Here is a 14,363-nt window from a genome sequence, read left to right on the forward strand (position 1 = left end):
ACTACACCTGCCTTTTATGGAAGCGGTTCGAACGCCAAGCGTCGTCCGTCAGTGTGAAAATAATTTCCGCCTCGTCCCGGCCTCGCAGCCGGGGAACACGGGTTGAAGTGAAGCCGTAGGCACTCGCAATTCTGCACATGGGTTCATTTCGTTCCGAAACCCGCAAAACGACCATCTGACAGGCGATCTGTTCAAAGGGATAAGTGAACATTGCATGGAGGGTTTTACGTGTCAGCCAACGCTTGCTGACTGAAGCAGCCGACATTTCGATAACGGCGCTTTCGGGACACCAGTTATGATAAACCACCCCCGCAATGAGTTGGCTTCCGTCAACAACACCCATTGTAGTAAAGTTGGCAAACCCGCGCTCACATCCCGGGATATTGGCAGAAACAAAGCTCGCTATGCCCTCGTTGATTTCAGGGCATGCATCCCCTCCGTAGACGATAATCATGCGCTTTGCTCGCCTACTTCAATCTGGACAGTTCCAATGCTTAACTCAGCGTCCAGTGCGAATTGCCCGCCTGAAGTGATCACGCACCCGAGTGCGATGGTATCCCCCGACGCACGGACATTCTGGCGATACCAGAAGTCTTGCCGTTCGCTCACACCATCCCAAACCGCTTGATCCCATAGACCAACATCCCATTCCGAGGAGTTGGCGTTGCCTTCGGAAACAGCACTGTTGACCGGAAAGGACTTATTCATATCAGCGCGGGCGAAGAGCATAACCTTCGGCCTTGCCTTGCCGCGAACCAGTATCCGGGCAAGTGAAGCGGTCTTGCGCTGGCCGGTGTTCCCCCCGTTCAGGAACTGCGAAAGATAGACGGCAGTAAAAGTCAGGCCGTCATCGGTCCCGGTAATATCTCCTTGCCATACCGTACCATCGGTCGAGCCGAAGAAAACGCTACCTTGCATTGTCCCGAAGCAGCTTGCGTTCCAATTGCTAGTTATGCCCCACTTTCCGGTCAGGACGTTCAAAACAAAGCATCTGTTTTGCACCACGGAATTTTCTGGAAAGGTGATGAAAACAAGATTTCGTTCTGGCCATTGAGTAATTGTCCAACCTGTACCGGTTGCGTTGGCTGCATCGCGCCAATCGTCCTCAATCTCACGACTAACCGAAACAAGGCTTAACGCCTGCCTGTCGCGCTGGAAAACCTGGCTCATGGGAATAAGGCCGTCAGTCGTGGCAATCAACACATCAGCCCCGGCGCGTATCCAAGCGTTTTTCCCGAGTGGCTTCCCGATCTGATAAACACCCTTCAGCGCGAAATCGTCCACACTTTCCGGGTTGCTGCCCGAATAGACGGCCACTTCCCCCTCCGTGGAAATGAACACGCACATATCGTTGAGGCCGTCGCCGCTTTCAATGGACCAGCTAAAGCCCGTCAATAGCGATCCGCCCTTTTTCATCACACCGCCAAGAGGCCACGGTTTCGCCTCTCCACCGAAGGAATTCAGAGGAAGGTAATAGGCGTCCATGCTGGCGTTCTTCAGGAAGAATTCCCGGTTTTTGAAGAGCCAGACATAGTTCAGTTGGCTTGTGGTTGTGGTGTCGCCAGCAGCAAAGGTAATCGCTGGGGTCGTAACCCAATCGTTCCCGTTATAAAGCTGCCGAGGATCAGAGCCGTTTACGCAGACCATCATCGACGCGCCTTGCGAGGTGTGCTGTACCGCTGTCCAAAGGCCAGAGGTTTGCCCTCCAAGACTGGCGGGCGTCAGTGCCGGTGGCTCAGGCGGGCTGCTCACGTCAAAAATGCCCGTGTCGGTCGCCATGAACAGCTTATCAACTCCGCCAAAACGGTAATTGAAAGCTGACTGGACATTTCCCAAACCATCAAGCAACGCACGTTTCACTGAACCGCCGCGCACCCGCGCGCCCTTTAAAGTTGGCCAAAGATTGAGCAGGACGGAAGCAGAGCCAGCGGTTGGTTGAAGCAAATCAGTGTTCGTTACCAATCCGCCATTTGGTGCGGGGAACGTGATCGGCGTGCCGGTCTGCGCACTTGCGCCGGGATTAGACGATTTTAACGGCGAAGGTTTGCGGTTTGGGCGAAGTGTCATTGCGGGTCTCCCCGATCTGCAGCCAGTTCCAAGGCGAAATCGGCTTCGAATTCGGCCATCTGATCATCGAAACTCAAACCCTTCTGCCTCCTCCAGCGCCAGATAATGCCCTTGGTGAGCACGCGGTCAGGAAACTGGGTGGCATTGTCGTCTTTTGTGATGATCGACCGCTCGTTATTGCCGTCCTTCAGCCAATTCTTGGAAACGTAGAAGAATTGGGCCAATACCGACGATCCAGTGGGAGAAAAGTTCGCCCGTCCACCAGTCAGATAGAAGAACGGCACTTCGGACGCCGTGCTCTGAATAACGCGCCATACGCTTTCGTTTGTGATCTGGCGTGCGAAATCTCCAGACTGGAGTTGAACAGCTCCGCCAGCAGCCAAACGCTGAAAATCTTCTGGCAAGGGAAACGGATTATTCGTAACCGGTACTGATTTTCCCATTCTCGACCAGTCGCCCCGGCGAGCAATTTCCTCTCCGGCTTCTTGCGCGAATTCAAGCATCGTCTGCGCGTTCGGGTCGGTGTTACCCACTACCGTGTCGAAGCGGTCGAGCGAAACAACATCGCAGACAGCGTTGATTGCCGTAATAATTGTCATGGCGTCACCCCACCGATGCGCACGCGGTTTTGACCGAAACGGGAACGTTCATCATCACTGCGCAAATCACTGAGCATCTGGGTTTTGATGCCCGCTGCGGCAGCTGCTCCCTGTGGGTCTTTTGCCCAGATTGAGATTTCTTCCACCACTGCGTAGAGGTAAATGTCAGGTGCGGTTTCCAGCAGCCAGTTCTTGTGATTGGCTGGCGATAGGCCCGGAATTTTGCCGTAAAAGCTGAATGTCAGCACGCCGCTCCAGACGGGCCGGATAATCACGTTTCGTCCCTGCACAGCGAATGCAAAAGGAACGTCCGGGCAACCCTGAGCCGCACTTTCGAGCGCCTGAATGGAATAGGAACGCAAAACTCTGCCTGACGCTGTTTGCACCGAACGGGCTTCCAAGAAACCTTCAGGCAACGGCCCAGAGCCCTCCGTAACTGTGACGGCTTCTGTCCGCTCCATATCGGCAACGCGCAACTGACGATTGAGCTTCATTTCAGCAAGCCCAACAAGGCGCGGGAATATATGAGCAAAGTCGTTGCGGCCAACATATTCACCAGCCGTCACCAACAGATCAGCGTAGTCTGCTATCATATCTTGTCTCTTGTCCGCCACTTGGCGTTGTCGGAGTTCTGGAGATAGCGGCGAATGTAATCGTCATCACCGACACGAACGGCAGGCAACAGATCACGGTAAAAGACATTCAGGGGGATTGACGCGACCTTTGCGAAGTCGCCCCATTTCCGTCCCTCGCTACGTTCCGCCGCGTTCTGATCAAGAAGCGCATCGGTCGCGTAGTATTCTGTCTTGACCGCTCCATAGTTCTCGTCAATGTCGTACCAGATGCGCCGAAATCCGCGCACCGGGTCATCCTCGATCACTTCGCCGTGGCGATATGGGCGATCAAGCTTCATCGTCTGGCAGCTCTGCCTTGCGGGAATTGACCAACTTCTTCGCAACCGAAATCGGCAACTCGTGCACTTCACCGGGCTTGAGCTTCACGCCACTTTCCGGGAAGTAACCGCGCAATAGGCGAACGGCCAAAGTCTTTTCAGCCTTGGGTTTCGTATTGTCGGAAGCAGGGTTTGCCGCGCCGGTGCTCGTTGGAGCAGTCGTTGTCTGGTTCTGATCGTCACTCATTGGTGCTTTTCCTTGTTGAAACGAAAAACGGAGGCCTAGGCCCCCGTTTCAGTTCTTCGTTAAGTGGCCCGATCAGGCCGCTTCAACGTCCGCGATAGCGCCGCTGGATGCTTCGTTCTTGGCGACCAGCGTCCATTCGCAGTTGACCAGACGCTTTTCATTGTCACCGGTCTTTGCGAGTGGCTTCTGGTTGATGCCGCGAAGGAAGCCCACTTCCCACATTTCGGGGTCGAGGAGCGCCACATCACGCGCACTCTGCCAAGGATTGGCAATTGCGGAGAGATATCCGAAATCACCCTGATACACGTCAGCAGCGCCAACGATGACGGCCTGTGCATCGCCTGTACGCTTTGCCGGTGCATCAGCACGAATGGCAGCAATACCGGTGAACTTGGAGAACGTCTTTTTCAGCGAGGAATGCATCATGATGACGGTCGGCTTCGCGCCGTTATCGAATGCAGACTGCTGAACGTTCTTCACCTGATCCTCAGCGAAGGCGCGAAGCGTGCCGTCAGTTGGGGCAACGGTCAGGCCGGTCGCTTCGTCATAACCACCGTCCGCACCGGTTGCACCGCGATCCGTATTCGTGGAAAGCCAAGTCCAGAGAGAACCTGACTGACGAACCGGCGTTGCGTTGCTGCCAGCCGAGGATGCCTGCTTGGTCCCGACCATGGAGAATTCCATGTCTCGCGCCAACTCCTTGGCTTTCTTGACGGTCTGGCGCTTGATTTCAGACTTGCGCCCGTACTTCTTAACCGCTTCTGCGGTATCGGAAATCATAAACGTCTCGTCCGAAATCTGGCAGTAGTTGCCCACTTCCTTGGTCGGTTCGACCGGTTGGAAGGTTGCTTCGTTGCCTTCTGGCTTGGCGTTCGAAGCCGGAGCGCGAAGCGTATCGGTCTGCCACTGATGTTTCGTTGCCGAAACGTCATAGGTCGTGCCGATGAGCTTCTGGAAAGGGCATTCTTCCTTGGCGACGGTATAGATCACGTCGCGGAAGTCTTCTGCCTTGCCCTTGATATCATAGGTATCGGTAGTGCCTGCTGCTTGAGCCATTGGTTTGTCTCCTGTGGAAAACGGCTCTAGCTCCAGTCGAATGCATCGAGCGCTTTCTTGGCGCTATCGACGGAGCGAGATTGTTTGAAATTTTGCAGCGCCTTGCCGGACGGGTTCACAGTTGGCCGGTTCTTACCTGGCTTCAGCGCCGGAGCGCTTTCCAGCTTCTTCTTGCCTGCCTTCTGCTGTTCAATCGCCTTGAGACCGATCCTTGCGTAATAGGCGAGCTTCAACATGCGATGATCCACAACCGTGTTCAGTTCTTCGGTTGTAAAGCCGAGCTGCGCAGCGGTTTCCGCAACATCCTTGTTGAAGGCTTCTCGCTTTTCAGCGTTCTTGATGTGAGGGAATGCCGCCTCCAGAGCTTCATTTTCGGCTGCAAGCCGCTTTTGATGCTGCTGATAGGTGAAGTGATCCCCTTGCACTTCGGCCTGTCTCCGGGCCGAAAGGATGGTCTGCAACTCTCCAACCGCGCTTTCATACATGGCCTTCTGGCGCGTGTATTCGGCTGGGTTGGTCATTGCCAGCGTGGCTGACGGTTCTTCCGGCAAACGATTTGCCAGATAGTCAACCAGTCCGTCGAGCGTGGTCTGCAACTGCTGATGTTGACGAGAGAACGCCGTTTCCTGCTCAACCAGATTGTGAAGCTTTGTTTCGGCTTCCTTGCGCTGATTGGCAAGTTCCTGCGTCTTCTTCTGATAATCGCCCTGCCGAAGATATCCGCCCTTCAATTCCTTGAGGGAGATTTCAGTACCATCGGCAAGCGTGACCATGGTTTCCGCGTCTGGATCGGGTTCGTCTCCGTCACCGTCTTCGTCGTGTTCTCCATCGTCTTCATTCCCGGTCTCTTCGCCGTTTTCCAAGGCGTCACCCGTCTCGTCGTCGTCGGTGGCAGGTTCCTTGCCTGACTTGCCGGAGTTGGGCGCGTCGGCCTCTCCTTCATTGTCAAACATGGCTTCAAGCGCCGTGTCGAGAGCGTCTGAGGGTTGTGCGTTATCACTCCCGCCAGCTGGCAGGTTGGTGTCTTCGCCGTCCATTTTGGTATTTCCTTTGTCGGGTGAGTGCGTGGCTTATGCCACCGCACCTCTGCGCGCCGGTTTAGCTGTGCCTTGATTGGCCAAGGCCTTTAGCTTCGTGCGCAAAGCTCTGATTGCACGCACTTCGGCACAAAATGCCTGTCGTGCTTCGTGATCGTTGTGAGCGGCATAAACCGCGCTGTTGGTTGCGTCCCGCTCCAGTTCATCGAACAACCGGACAATCAGCGGGTGCTCAATGAGAAAGCCTGCATCGTTACTATCGGTGCTCATCAGATCGCCCTCCCCTGACCAAGTGCCAAGGCGAAGGCCGAGGCTTGTGATTTCTTGATTTCGAGATCAGCGCGGTACATGGCAACACGCTCCTGCGAGGCGATCTTTTCACGCTCGATTGCAAGCATCCCGTCAAGTTTCTGCTGCTCCAGATATGCCCGCCGCTCGTCGCGCTGTGCGTCTGCCGCCCGCTTTTGCGCATTGTCCTCTGACGTGCGCATCATTTCCGCCTGCTTTATCTGGCGGTTTGCCTCAACACGTGCCTGCTCGCGAGTAACGGCAGTTTTCGCCCGGGCTTCTTCGAGCTCGATAGCGTTCTTGTGCTTGACTGCTTCCGGATCGGGACGATTGCGGGCCGCTTCCTCAAGTTTTGCGATTTCGTCTTCGCTTGGTTTGTTGAAATACAGGCTGACTGTCTTCAAACCAGCTGCTTCAACCATGCGAGAAACAGCATTCCAGAGGTTCATCGGCTTAACAAACGGATTATCGACCGCTCCGAAACTGGCGAGCAGCTTCTCTTGAAGTCCCATAACCATCTGAAGGGCCATCATGTCCCGTTCCCGCGTGCCAGCACCCAAACCGGTGTTTACGGATGCGTCCATGCTCGCATCCCAAAATCTGGGATCGAATGTCACCCATTCATCGCGAAGGCGCACTGTGCGCGGCTTGTCCTGATGCTGGACAATCAGACGCAACACTCCCTTGAAGACCCGCTGTAGGCCTTTGGCGAAGTTATTCACCACCATTTCAGTCTGGGCTATGCCTGACTGTTCAATCATTGCGGAGGCCTTGGCCGTGGTGTTCTGCAACGCATCAGGGGCAAGGCCGCTCGCCGCGTCAGAAATGCCGGTTCGGTCGGTTACAACCTCATCCATGTACCCCAGCATCTGGAAAGACTGAGCCGCCACAAATGGAACTGTGCTGTAGCCTACTGCGTCCGCAACGCTCTTGCCACTTTTGACCCGGATCGGCTCACCAAAACGTGGGTTGGTCACGCTTTCCGGGTTTTCAACACTGTCATTCTGAACAATCGGCTGGAGGTTGTTCTGCCAATAGATGTTATCCAGCGTATTGCGAAGTAGCACCGTCTTGACGCGCTGAACTTCTTCAATGTCATCGGGGATCGACCGGCCTTCCCACTGGTGTGGCTCGCGCTCTGCAACCAGATCACCAAACGGCACCATGTCATCCCATGGTTCGTTTTCAATGATGTGATCTTCTCCACGACCACCGGCCATTATCACCCGGCGCAGTTCTGCAATCCCATCGCCGTCATAATCGACACGCACAAAGCATTCGACCAGTTCAATTTCGTCTATTGACGGGTGATGACCCTGCGAAGTCGTGCCGACAACTCGCTTGTTCTCGCTGTCTTCTTCCAGATCGAGCAAATCAGCGCCGTCAGCGGCGGAAAGCCCTTCAATGACTGTCTTGCTGTAGCCTGCCTCAATCAGTTCCCCACGGCGCTTTGTTGTGACATGAGCCACGATAGGACTGTCATCAATGCACTTGGCGTCGGGATGAATGCGAAACTCACTGCGCGGCACGCATTCCAGAACCACCCGCTTGTTCTCAATCTTCCGCTTTACCTGAAGCGTGTAATACCCGTCTGGAGACTGATCCGCGCCGACAATTTCGAGGCTGTCGTCAGCAACGAGAATGTACGCTGCTTCTTCGTCCAGCCCCTCATGCGTCGTGGTTTGCGTTTCGCGCTGTTTTTCTACAAACCATTTCAGCACTCCGTTTCGCTTCAGAAGTGCATCATGCATGGCGTCATAGATTGCTTGCTGACCGCCGCTTTCTGGCAGGACAATATAATTCACATAGTCCGTTGCCTGCTCTGCTCCATCCTCATCACCTGAGGCAACAGGGGCATATTCTACTGTCTTGTCCGAACTGAAGAACACACGATAGACAGACGGCAGCATCTTTTTGATGGTTGCACGAACGTCTTTCGAAATGGCCTTGGAACGCCCTTCATCAGAAGGCGTGTCCTTCATGTCGCCATCATAGTATTCCTGCGCTCGCTGCAAGTCGGGCTTGATATGACCGTCATAATAATTGTCGCAGTCATCCAGCAACCCGCCGACGATACCGGCAAGTTCTTCATTCGTCATTTTTGGCATAGATCAAACCACCTTACGAGGCGTGAATTTCCAGCTGGTTGCCGGTGTGTAAACCGTCGCAAATCGCAGCATCATCAATGCGTAGCGAGAGGCGGAAATCGTATCGTCCCGCTCTTTCACTACCTGTCCGTTCTTCCGGTGATACAAACGGCGCTCCTCATGCCAGTGCGCGCATGTCCGGAACACCTTCCAGCGACCGGTTTGCATCCGGCTCAGCATATCCATCAAGCCAGCTTCAACGCTGTTCGATCCGTCCTCAAACGTTGCCCTTTCCGGCAAGAGATTGAGGCTTTGTTCCCGATACTGCGTTGCAAGGTTCTTGCCTGCCGCAACATCGTTGTTGCCATCGTGCGGCCATGCCCACGGCAACCAGTCACCCCAAGGCTTCAAAGCTGCTGCATGAATTACTGGCGTAGCCTGGCTCTGCCGATAATCCTTCGTGACATACACCACGTCCGCGTCACGATCCCACGCGAGGCTTACGGCAGCGGTCGGGTGATCCCAACCAAAATCCATTCCACCGATTTGCGGCCAATGAGCCGGGATTTCGAACGGCTCAACCGTGATATCTTCTTCCAGAACAGGGAAGATAAGACCACTTCCGAGTGTCGGTATACCCTTGGCTCTGGCTTCCCTTTCGTGCGCCGGATAGCTCGCGATGATCTTTGCGCGCTCCTCTGGCGAATAGTGCTCCGCGTCGTCAATCGTCATCGAAATGACCTTGCGGGACTCGGTAGCCATGTCGTCGGCTGCTGGCATGACAAACCTCGAAACAACCGTGGACATGCCAAGCAACGGCGTGAATGTGGTCTGTGCGAACTGTCCGCGCTGTCCGTTGTTCGTTCGGGTCAGGCCTTCACTGTAAATGTCCTCTGGCGGTTCCTCATCGAACCATACGCCATCAACCGTTGGCCCCTGCCACTTCTCACGACCCTTTTCGTAAGCCTTGAACGACAACAGCGCTTCATCTGCCTGAATGTCTCCACCGCCGCCCCATCGCACCACAATGCTATCGAGCAGATTGGGAACGCCCATCGCTCTTGTGCGTGACACGATACAGTCAGCCGGGATAAAGCCCGTTCCCCATTGCTCCTCAATCGCTGGCGGGCCTACCAGAATGCGTTGCGGATTGTCCCGAGTGCTTTCACCGGTAACAGAACCAGCCCACAGCACCGGGGCCTTGTCGAACGTTGCGCCTTCCCACCAGTCAGGATAACGACCGGTCAAATGAATGGCCCATTCCGCGCCGCCTGCTATCGTCTTTCCGAGCTGGTTGCCTGCCATGAACAGGCGCTCAGATTTCGTTGCGCCCGCTGCGTGAAACTCTTTCTGTTTCGCATATGGCGCGTAGCTCTTGAGCTTATTTGTCCTCTTCCGGCGCTCCAGTTCCGCCAGCAGCGATTGCAACTCCTGCTTTTCCGAGTAATTCAGCAATTCGAGCATTCAACTGTTCCTCTGGCGTGGTCTGGAGAGAGCCAGAAACATTCAGGTCAAGCTTTTCGCTGTACTTTTTCGGGCGGAGCTTGCCAGCCATCCATTTGCGCGCCTCGACACGCAAGGATGAGCGTTGAACGGCCTCCTTGTTGAAAACCTCTCCGATGACTTCGCCGTCCTTGTTTGTCTTTTCCATCCAGTCATTACGACCATCATCGGCAATCGACAGGATTTCATCAAAAAGCGTGTCTGCCTGAGCCTCGCGTGCGCGTGCGTATTGGTCAGCAAATTCATTGAACCGGGACAACCATTTGAAAACGGTCGTGCGAGAAGGCATTCCTTGATCATCGCAAATGGTGCGAAGGCTTTCACCGTCCGCAATGCGCTCACAAATCAGGTCGGCTACCTCCTGCGTATAGTCTGAAGGCCTACCGGGCTTTGGTGCTTCCTCTGTCATGCCCGCGCCTCGTATGGCTCGATATCAGCGAAAAGGACTCCTTCAGCGCATGGCTTCCATACAGTGCCGTCATCAGACTTCACTGCATATTCGCAACCGGCGAAGCGGCCAGCCTCGTCTTGAACATCGCGGATTAGATAGATGCCCTGCTCGGTTTCGTGTCGGCGCACATTGCGAACGCTGTTCATGTTCAACTCTTTCTGGCCTTGAGAACCACACGACGCGACGGGAGATAAGCCACGCCCTCACGATCAATGAGAATTGGTTTGTCCTTTTTCAGTGGTTCAAATCCAGCAAAGGGGAATGGCCAAATCTGCCCCGGCTTTCGATTAACCCACCCGAGGAAACGCAGAATGCATCTGAACATTACTTGCACCGGCTATCGCTGAGATAGTCCACGAAACCGCAATGGCTCTGATAACGAGACGCACAAGCGGACAGCCCAACCAGCAGGATCAACGCGCAAATTTGCATCTTGCTCATTCGTCAATCTCGCTCATCGTCGTGTTGAGACGGTACTGGAGCCGGGACACTGCGCCGAGACGCAATGGCGCGTTGTCGGTCGGCGTGTATCCACTCTCAAATGTTCCGTCCGCCTTGCAAGAAGCATAAGCCAGGTCAACTATCTCGCCTGCCTCGGCAGCGGCAAGAAGCTCCCGCGCCATCTCAACGACTTCCTGCTTCCGGTACTCCCGAGTATCGAAACCGACCACCTTCAAAACAGTCATGCCGCAATCCTCATTCTACGCTGGATCATTACCGGGCTTGCTTCACTTATCGCCTATAATGCGGGGAGCCACCCCGGAGCGGGAGCGATGGTTCTAAGCCGCGAATGAAGCCTTGGCCCTAGCGCCCGGTGATCTAGGTCAGAATTCCCCGCTCCCATTATGTGTGTATTATCTTACACATTTCACTTGACTACATTTGGCCTTTTGTGTATTTATATACACATCGAAACAACACGGAGGGCCGATGCTACGAGACAGCAAAAAGATTGTGAAACGCCTTGAAAGCGAAGGGTTCGAACTAATCTCGGTGAAAGGTTCTCACCACAAGTTCAGAAAAGGGGACCGAACCGTGATAGTCCCCCACCCTAAGAAAGACCTTCCACAAGGAACGGCAAAGGCGATAGCGAAACAGGCGGGCTGGGAATAACCAGCCTGCCATCCTGCATCACAATCTCTACCCCGTCTGAGGCTCGCCCTCCGACCACTCTACAAGGAACACAGGATGAAACACTTTTTCGCATTGGTGCATAAGGATGCAGACAGCGCTTACGGTATTCAGTTTCCTGATATACCGGGCGTCTTTTCCGCTTCTGATGAGGCTGACGATATCGTCAAGAACGCGATTGAAGCCCTTCAGCTTTTCGCAGAAGACGAAGCTCTGCCCGATCCGTCCAGTCACGCCAATATCGTATCTCGTGATGACGTGCGGGCCGAATTGAACGCCGGGGCCTATCTGGTTTCCGTTCCGTTTATCGAGGATGACAGCGCCGTGGTGCGCGTGAACGTGACCTTTGAACGCGGCGTTCTGAAGGCCATTGACGCTGTTGCCAAGGATCGCGGGTTAACGCGCTCATCATTCTTGGCTCAAGCCGCCAGACACGAAATTGAGGTAGGCGTTTAATCGCCTGCCTCTCCAATGAAAAAGCCGCCACCCGAAGGCGACGGCGGAACCGGCATGGTTATGCCATTGATACTAAAAGATAAAAGTCTTCGATCGCTTAATTTACCGGCGGGGCCTTCAGCGCCGCTGTCCTGATTTGTTCCCGCACATAGCCGGGCCACTTTGTCTGTGATCGGTTCGCAATTGGGCTGCTATCCCGGAACAGCACCGATCACCATGTGCGGTATAGGCTGCGATCCCCTAATGGTAGTCTCACCCTCAGAAGGACGGGCATTTAACACGTTGGCATCGGTGAGACACCCGCCAACCCATAGCCCATAGATCGCATTCTGTGTGCGCCGAGCGCCAAATCTCTCGGTAACTCTACACCCTTGCGGGGAGGACGGCCTTGGCATTCACCGCGTTTCGCACATTCCGTTGAGGCATCGCCTCGAAACCTGCGCTGGCGCACGATGGTTAACTCGTCAACGCCAGCCGGAGCATCGCGACCAATTGGCTACCACCCCAATTAGCCCTAGCTGCTTATGACCGCTTTCGCGGAAACTGGTTGCAGTGGCGGGAATTGAACCCACTTCCTTCTGGTTATGAGCCAGATGAGCTACCGGTGCTCCACACTGCTGAAAAGAAAATAGCGGCTCAAGGCCGCTTTAAATACAGTTCTTCCGTATAACACTTGTCTCGCATAGTTCGTTACGAATGTCAAACCGTTTCGCAACCGGTACGATGCCTATGATTTCTTATCCACAACGGGAACAGACAGGAAACGGAAGTATCTCGCGCAGTCCCGCAAATCCTGCTTGAGCACAAGAGCCATTTCGCGATCCCCAACGCCGTACATGCTTGCAATTTCTGCGGCTGTTTTACCATGCACACAATAGTGAGTAAGGCGTTGTGTGATCGGCTCCCCGAGCTTTTTGACCGAAGCATTCAGTTCGGACAATGCTTCGCACCGCCTGTCAGATATTCCTCTCTGCGATCCGCCGCTTGCGCCTTCATAGTTTGGCGATCTGGCGTCTGCTGTGCCTGCGATTTCCCAAAGGCGGGCAAAGTGCGATCCCGCATGAAACAATGCAATGTCGGCTGTTCTCCTGCCGAACACCCACTCGAATGTTCCGGGCCGCGCTCTGATGGTGCGTTTTGTCTTGCGCCGACCGGTAACGCGAACATCGGCAGCGGCTTCCTTCGCACCTTCAAAACCAACTGGCGGCAGCTTTGCGCTTGCCCGAAGCTTTTTACTGTATGTCACCATTTCAAACACCTGCCCTGCGCGCAAATTTCATGAGTTCATACATGCTGAGAACATGTTCGGTCGGTCTAAAGCCGCATGGACGGCAAGAAGGCGTGTACCGATCATTGATACAGACCCACCTCTGGAAGCCCCAACGGTTTTCCTTGACGAAGACAAAGCGCCGGTCGCCACCATCAAAATTTCCGGCCATGTCATTGAAAAGCAGTTCACAGACGGTCCCGTCGATCACGGCTTCCGAAACCGGTGTCCATGGGTGCTGACGGTCGAACGCGAGACGGGCTTTGCGCTCCGCAATGGTTTCAGGGCGACCGAACTCCCGCACTTTTCGGTGATAGCCGCTCATTCGCTCACCCCCTGTCCATTTTTGACAACACGGTTTCGCCAGTTGGAAACTGTCTGAGGGCTCACGCCAAGACGCCGGGAAATCTCGCGGCTGGATAAATCTGGGCTGGCGTCCAACATGGACAGGACGGCGGCGCGCTTGTCGGCGTTGGTGCGGCGTCCAGTTTGGACGGAAGCCGATTGCGAACCACTGTTCTCATAGAGTCCGCGCAGAATGGCGAAGTCGGCTTCTATACGATCCATAAAAGGATCGTCCCGCTCTGTAGGGTCAATCCACTGTCTCTCGAATTCGTATTTCTTCCACACGAAACGGGCTTCCAGATCATCCCAGCACCGCACCGGCTCGTTCTCGATGAAATCCTCAACAAGCCTTTGGCGCACATAAACCTCTGGCTCCTGTTCGTAATATTCAAAGAACAAGGCGCGATCCCACCGCTGCTTGTCCCACGCCTTGATTTCGTCCATCGCTGTTCGGATCGTCATCGGCATTGGAAATGCGGAGGCAATCGCGGTCTTGGCCCGCTCTGTTCCTTTCAACATTATTCCGGCCTGCTCACCGTCCATGAACGCCGTGTAATGGCGCTGAATGCCAGAAATGCAGGCATATGACATGGTGATTGAAAATGGTTCGATGGCTGTCCGAAGGGCTATTTCCCATGGCGTCGGATCAAACACAGCCTTAACCGATCCATATTCCTGAAGAACCTTCTGGCGCTTTTCAGCGTCCTTCCGTTCGCGCTCGGCTCTTTGTGCACGCATTTCTGGGCTATTGAAGAAATCTTCAAATGGATTTGACGCCTGTTTCGTGACGGTCTTTGGCACGTCCAATTTTGACGCAGCCTGTTCGAGCGTCAGGCCCGCTTTCTTGGCGATTGTCTCAGCACGTGCTTTTGCAGCCTTCCGCTCCCCATCGGTCGCCCCGCCGGAAACCAAGGCGTAAACCTTGCGGAATTTCTCA

Annotated in this window: 19 protein-coding genes and 1 tRNA gene; 2 read left to right on the plus strand and 18 right to left on the minus strand. The window is 54.7% G+C overall.

Annotation, left to right across the window (positions count from 1 at the left end; genetic code table 11):
* Window position 1: 1 nt before the first annotated feature.
* The 14 genes from J9800_RS04055 to J9800_RS04120 all read right to left on the minus strand — a co-directional run bounded on the left by J9800_RS04055 (window position 2) and on the right by J9800_RS04120 (window position 10,913).
* The gene (locus J9800_RS04055) at window positions 2-454 is read right to left on the minus strand and encodes a GNAT family protein (protein WP_210845559.1); all 453 of its coding nucleotides are present in this window, start codon (window positions 452-454) and stop codon (window positions 2-4) included.
* Window positions 451-2,067 (minus strand): hypothetical protein, encoded by a 1,617-nt coding sequence (locus J9800_RS04060; RefSeq protein WP_286191490.1) that lies wholly within the window; start codon window positions 2,065-2,067, stop codon window positions 451-453. The genes J9800_RS04055 and J9800_RS04060 overlap by 4 nt, the downstream gene beginning before the upstream one ends.
* Complete coding sequence (locus J9800_RS04065; protein ID WP_210845561.1) at window positions 2,064-2,666, minus strand: phage adaptor protein; 603 nt, start codon at window positions 2,664-2,666, stop codon at window positions 2,064-2,066. The genes J9800_RS04060 and J9800_RS04065 overlap by 4 nt, the downstream gene beginning before the upstream one ends.
* Entirely contained in the window at window positions 2,663-3,280 is a 618-nt protein-coding gene (locus J9800_RS04070; RefSeq protein ID WP_353618722.1) for a phage adaptor protein, read from the minus strand. The genes J9800_RS04065 and J9800_RS04070 overlap by 4 nt, the downstream gene beginning before the upstream one ends.
* Entirely contained in the window at window positions 3,256-3,579 is a 324-nt protein-coding gene (locus tag J9800_RS04075) for a hypothetical protein (protein ID WP_210845562.1), read from the minus strand. Before J9800_RS04075 ends, J9800_RS04070 begins: the two co-directional genes overlap by 25 nt.
* Window positions 3,569-3,805, minus strand: a complete 237-nt coding sequence (locus tag J9800_RS04080; RefSeq protein WP_210845564.1) for a hypothetical protein — start codon at window positions 3,803-3,805, stop codon at window positions 3,569-3,571. The genes J9800_RS04075 and J9800_RS04080 overlap by 11 nt, the downstream gene beginning before the upstream one ends.
* A gap of 72 nt (window positions 3,806-3,877) precedes the next feature.
* Window positions 3,878-4,861 carry a DUF5309 domain-containing protein gene (locus J9800_RS04085; protein WP_210845566.1) on the minus strand — a complete coding sequence of 328 codons (984 nt, stop codon included), beginning with the start codon at window positions 4,859-4,861 and terminating at the stop codon, window positions 3,878-3,880.
* Window positions 4,862-4,887: 26 nt separating this feature from the next.
* Complete coding sequence (locus J9800_RS04090) at window positions 4,888-5,898, minus strand: hypothetical protein (protein ID WP_210845568.1); 1,011 nt, start codon at window positions 5,896-5,898, stop codon at window positions 4,888-4,890.
* 33 nt (window positions 5,899-5,931) lie between these two features.
* Window positions 5,932-6,168 carry a hypothetical protein gene (locus tag J9800_RS04095; protein WP_210845570.1) on the minus strand — a complete coding sequence of 79 codons (237 nt, stop codon included), beginning with the start codon at window positions 6,166-6,168 and terminating at the stop codon, window positions 5,932-5,934.
* Window positions 6,168-8,294: a portal protein gene (locus tag J9800_RS04100; protein WP_210845572.1), complete on the minus strand. Its 2,127-nt coding sequence runs from the start codon at window positions 8,292-8,294 to the stop codon at window positions 6,168-6,170. Before J9800_RS04100 ends, J9800_RS04095 begins: the two co-directional genes overlap by 1 nt.
* A 3-nt stretch (window positions 8,295-8,297) precedes the next feature.
* Window positions 8,298-9,737, minus strand: coding sequence for a terminase large subunit domain-containing protein (locus J9800_RS04105; RefSeq protein WP_210845574.1), 1,440 nt, complete (start codon window positions 9,735-9,737; stop codon window positions 8,298-8,300).
* On the minus strand, window positions 9,655-10,185 hold the full coding sequence (locus J9800_RS04110) for a terminase small subunit-like protein (protein ID WP_210845576.1): 531 nt from the start codon (window positions 10,183-10,185) through the stop codon (window positions 9,655-9,657). Before J9800_RS04110 ends, J9800_RS04105 begins: the two co-directional genes overlap by 83 nt.
* On the minus strand, window positions 10,182-10,373 hold the full coding sequence (locus J9800_RS04115) for a hypothetical protein (protein ID WP_210845578.1): 192 nt from the start codon (window positions 10,371-10,373) through the stop codon (window positions 10,182-10,184). Before J9800_RS04115 ends, J9800_RS04110 begins: the two co-directional genes overlap by 4 nt.
* A gap of 291 nt (window positions 10,374-10,664) precedes the next feature.
* Window positions 10,665-10,913, minus strand: a complete 249-nt coding sequence (locus tag J9800_RS04120; protein WP_139975356.1) for a hypothetical protein — start codon at window positions 10,911-10,913, stop codon at window positions 10,665-10,667.
* A gap of 244 nt (window positions 10,914-11,157) precedes the next feature.
* Between J9800_RS04120 and J9800_RS04125 the strand changes: the two genes are divergently transcribed.
* Both J9800_RS04125 and J9800_RS04130 read left to right on the plus strand, forming a co-directional pair.
* Window positions 11,158-11,340, plus strand: coding sequence for a type II toxin-antitoxin system HicA family toxin (locus J9800_RS04125; RefSeq protein ID WP_139975357.1), 183 nt, complete (start codon window positions 11,158-11,160; stop codon window positions 11,338-11,340).
* A 75-nt stretch (window positions 11,341-11,415) separates the two neighbouring features.
* A complete protein-coding gene (locus J9800_RS04130) occupies window positions 11,416-11,814 on the plus strand; it encodes a type II toxin-antitoxin system HicB family antitoxin (protein ID WP_210845580.1) in 399 nt (132 codons plus the stop codon).
* 544 nt (window positions 11,815-12,358) lie between these two features.
* Here J9800_RS04130 and J9800_RS04135 read toward each other — a convergent pair.
* The 4 genes from J9800_RS04135 to J9800_RS04150 all read right to left on the minus strand — a co-directional run bounded on the left by J9800_RS04135 (window position 12,359) and on the right by J9800_RS04150 (window position 14,338).
* Window positions 12,359-12,433 (minus strand) — tRNA-Met (locus tag J9800_RS04135).
* A gap of 108 nt (window positions 12,434-12,541) precedes the next feature.
* Window positions 12,542-13,072, minus strand: a complete 531-nt coding sequence (locus tag J9800_RS04140; RefSeq protein ID WP_210845581.1) for a hypothetical protein — start codon at window positions 13,070-13,072, stop codon at window positions 12,542-12,544.
* The gene (locus tag J9800_RS04145; RefSeq protein WP_210845583.1) at window positions 13,065-13,406 is read right to left on the minus strand and encodes a hypothetical protein; all 342 of its coding nucleotides are present in this window, start codon (window positions 13,404-13,406) and stop codon (window positions 13,065-13,067) included. The genes J9800_RS04140 and J9800_RS04145 overlap by 8 nt, the downstream gene beginning before the upstream one ends.
* Window positions 13,403-14,338, minus strand: a complete 936-nt coding sequence (locus J9800_RS04150; RefSeq protein WP_286191495.1) for a helix-turn-helix domain-containing protein — start codon at window positions 14,336-14,338, stop codon at window positions 13,403-13,405. Before J9800_RS04150 ends, J9800_RS04145 begins: the two co-directional genes overlap by 4 nt.
* Window positions 14,339-14,363: the final 25 nt, after the last annotated feature.

Source organism: Ochrobactrum sp. AP1BH01-1 (assembly GCF_018066705.1).
Lineage (GTDB): Bacteria > Pseudomonadota > Alphaproteobacteria > Rhizobiales > Rhizobiaceae > Brucella.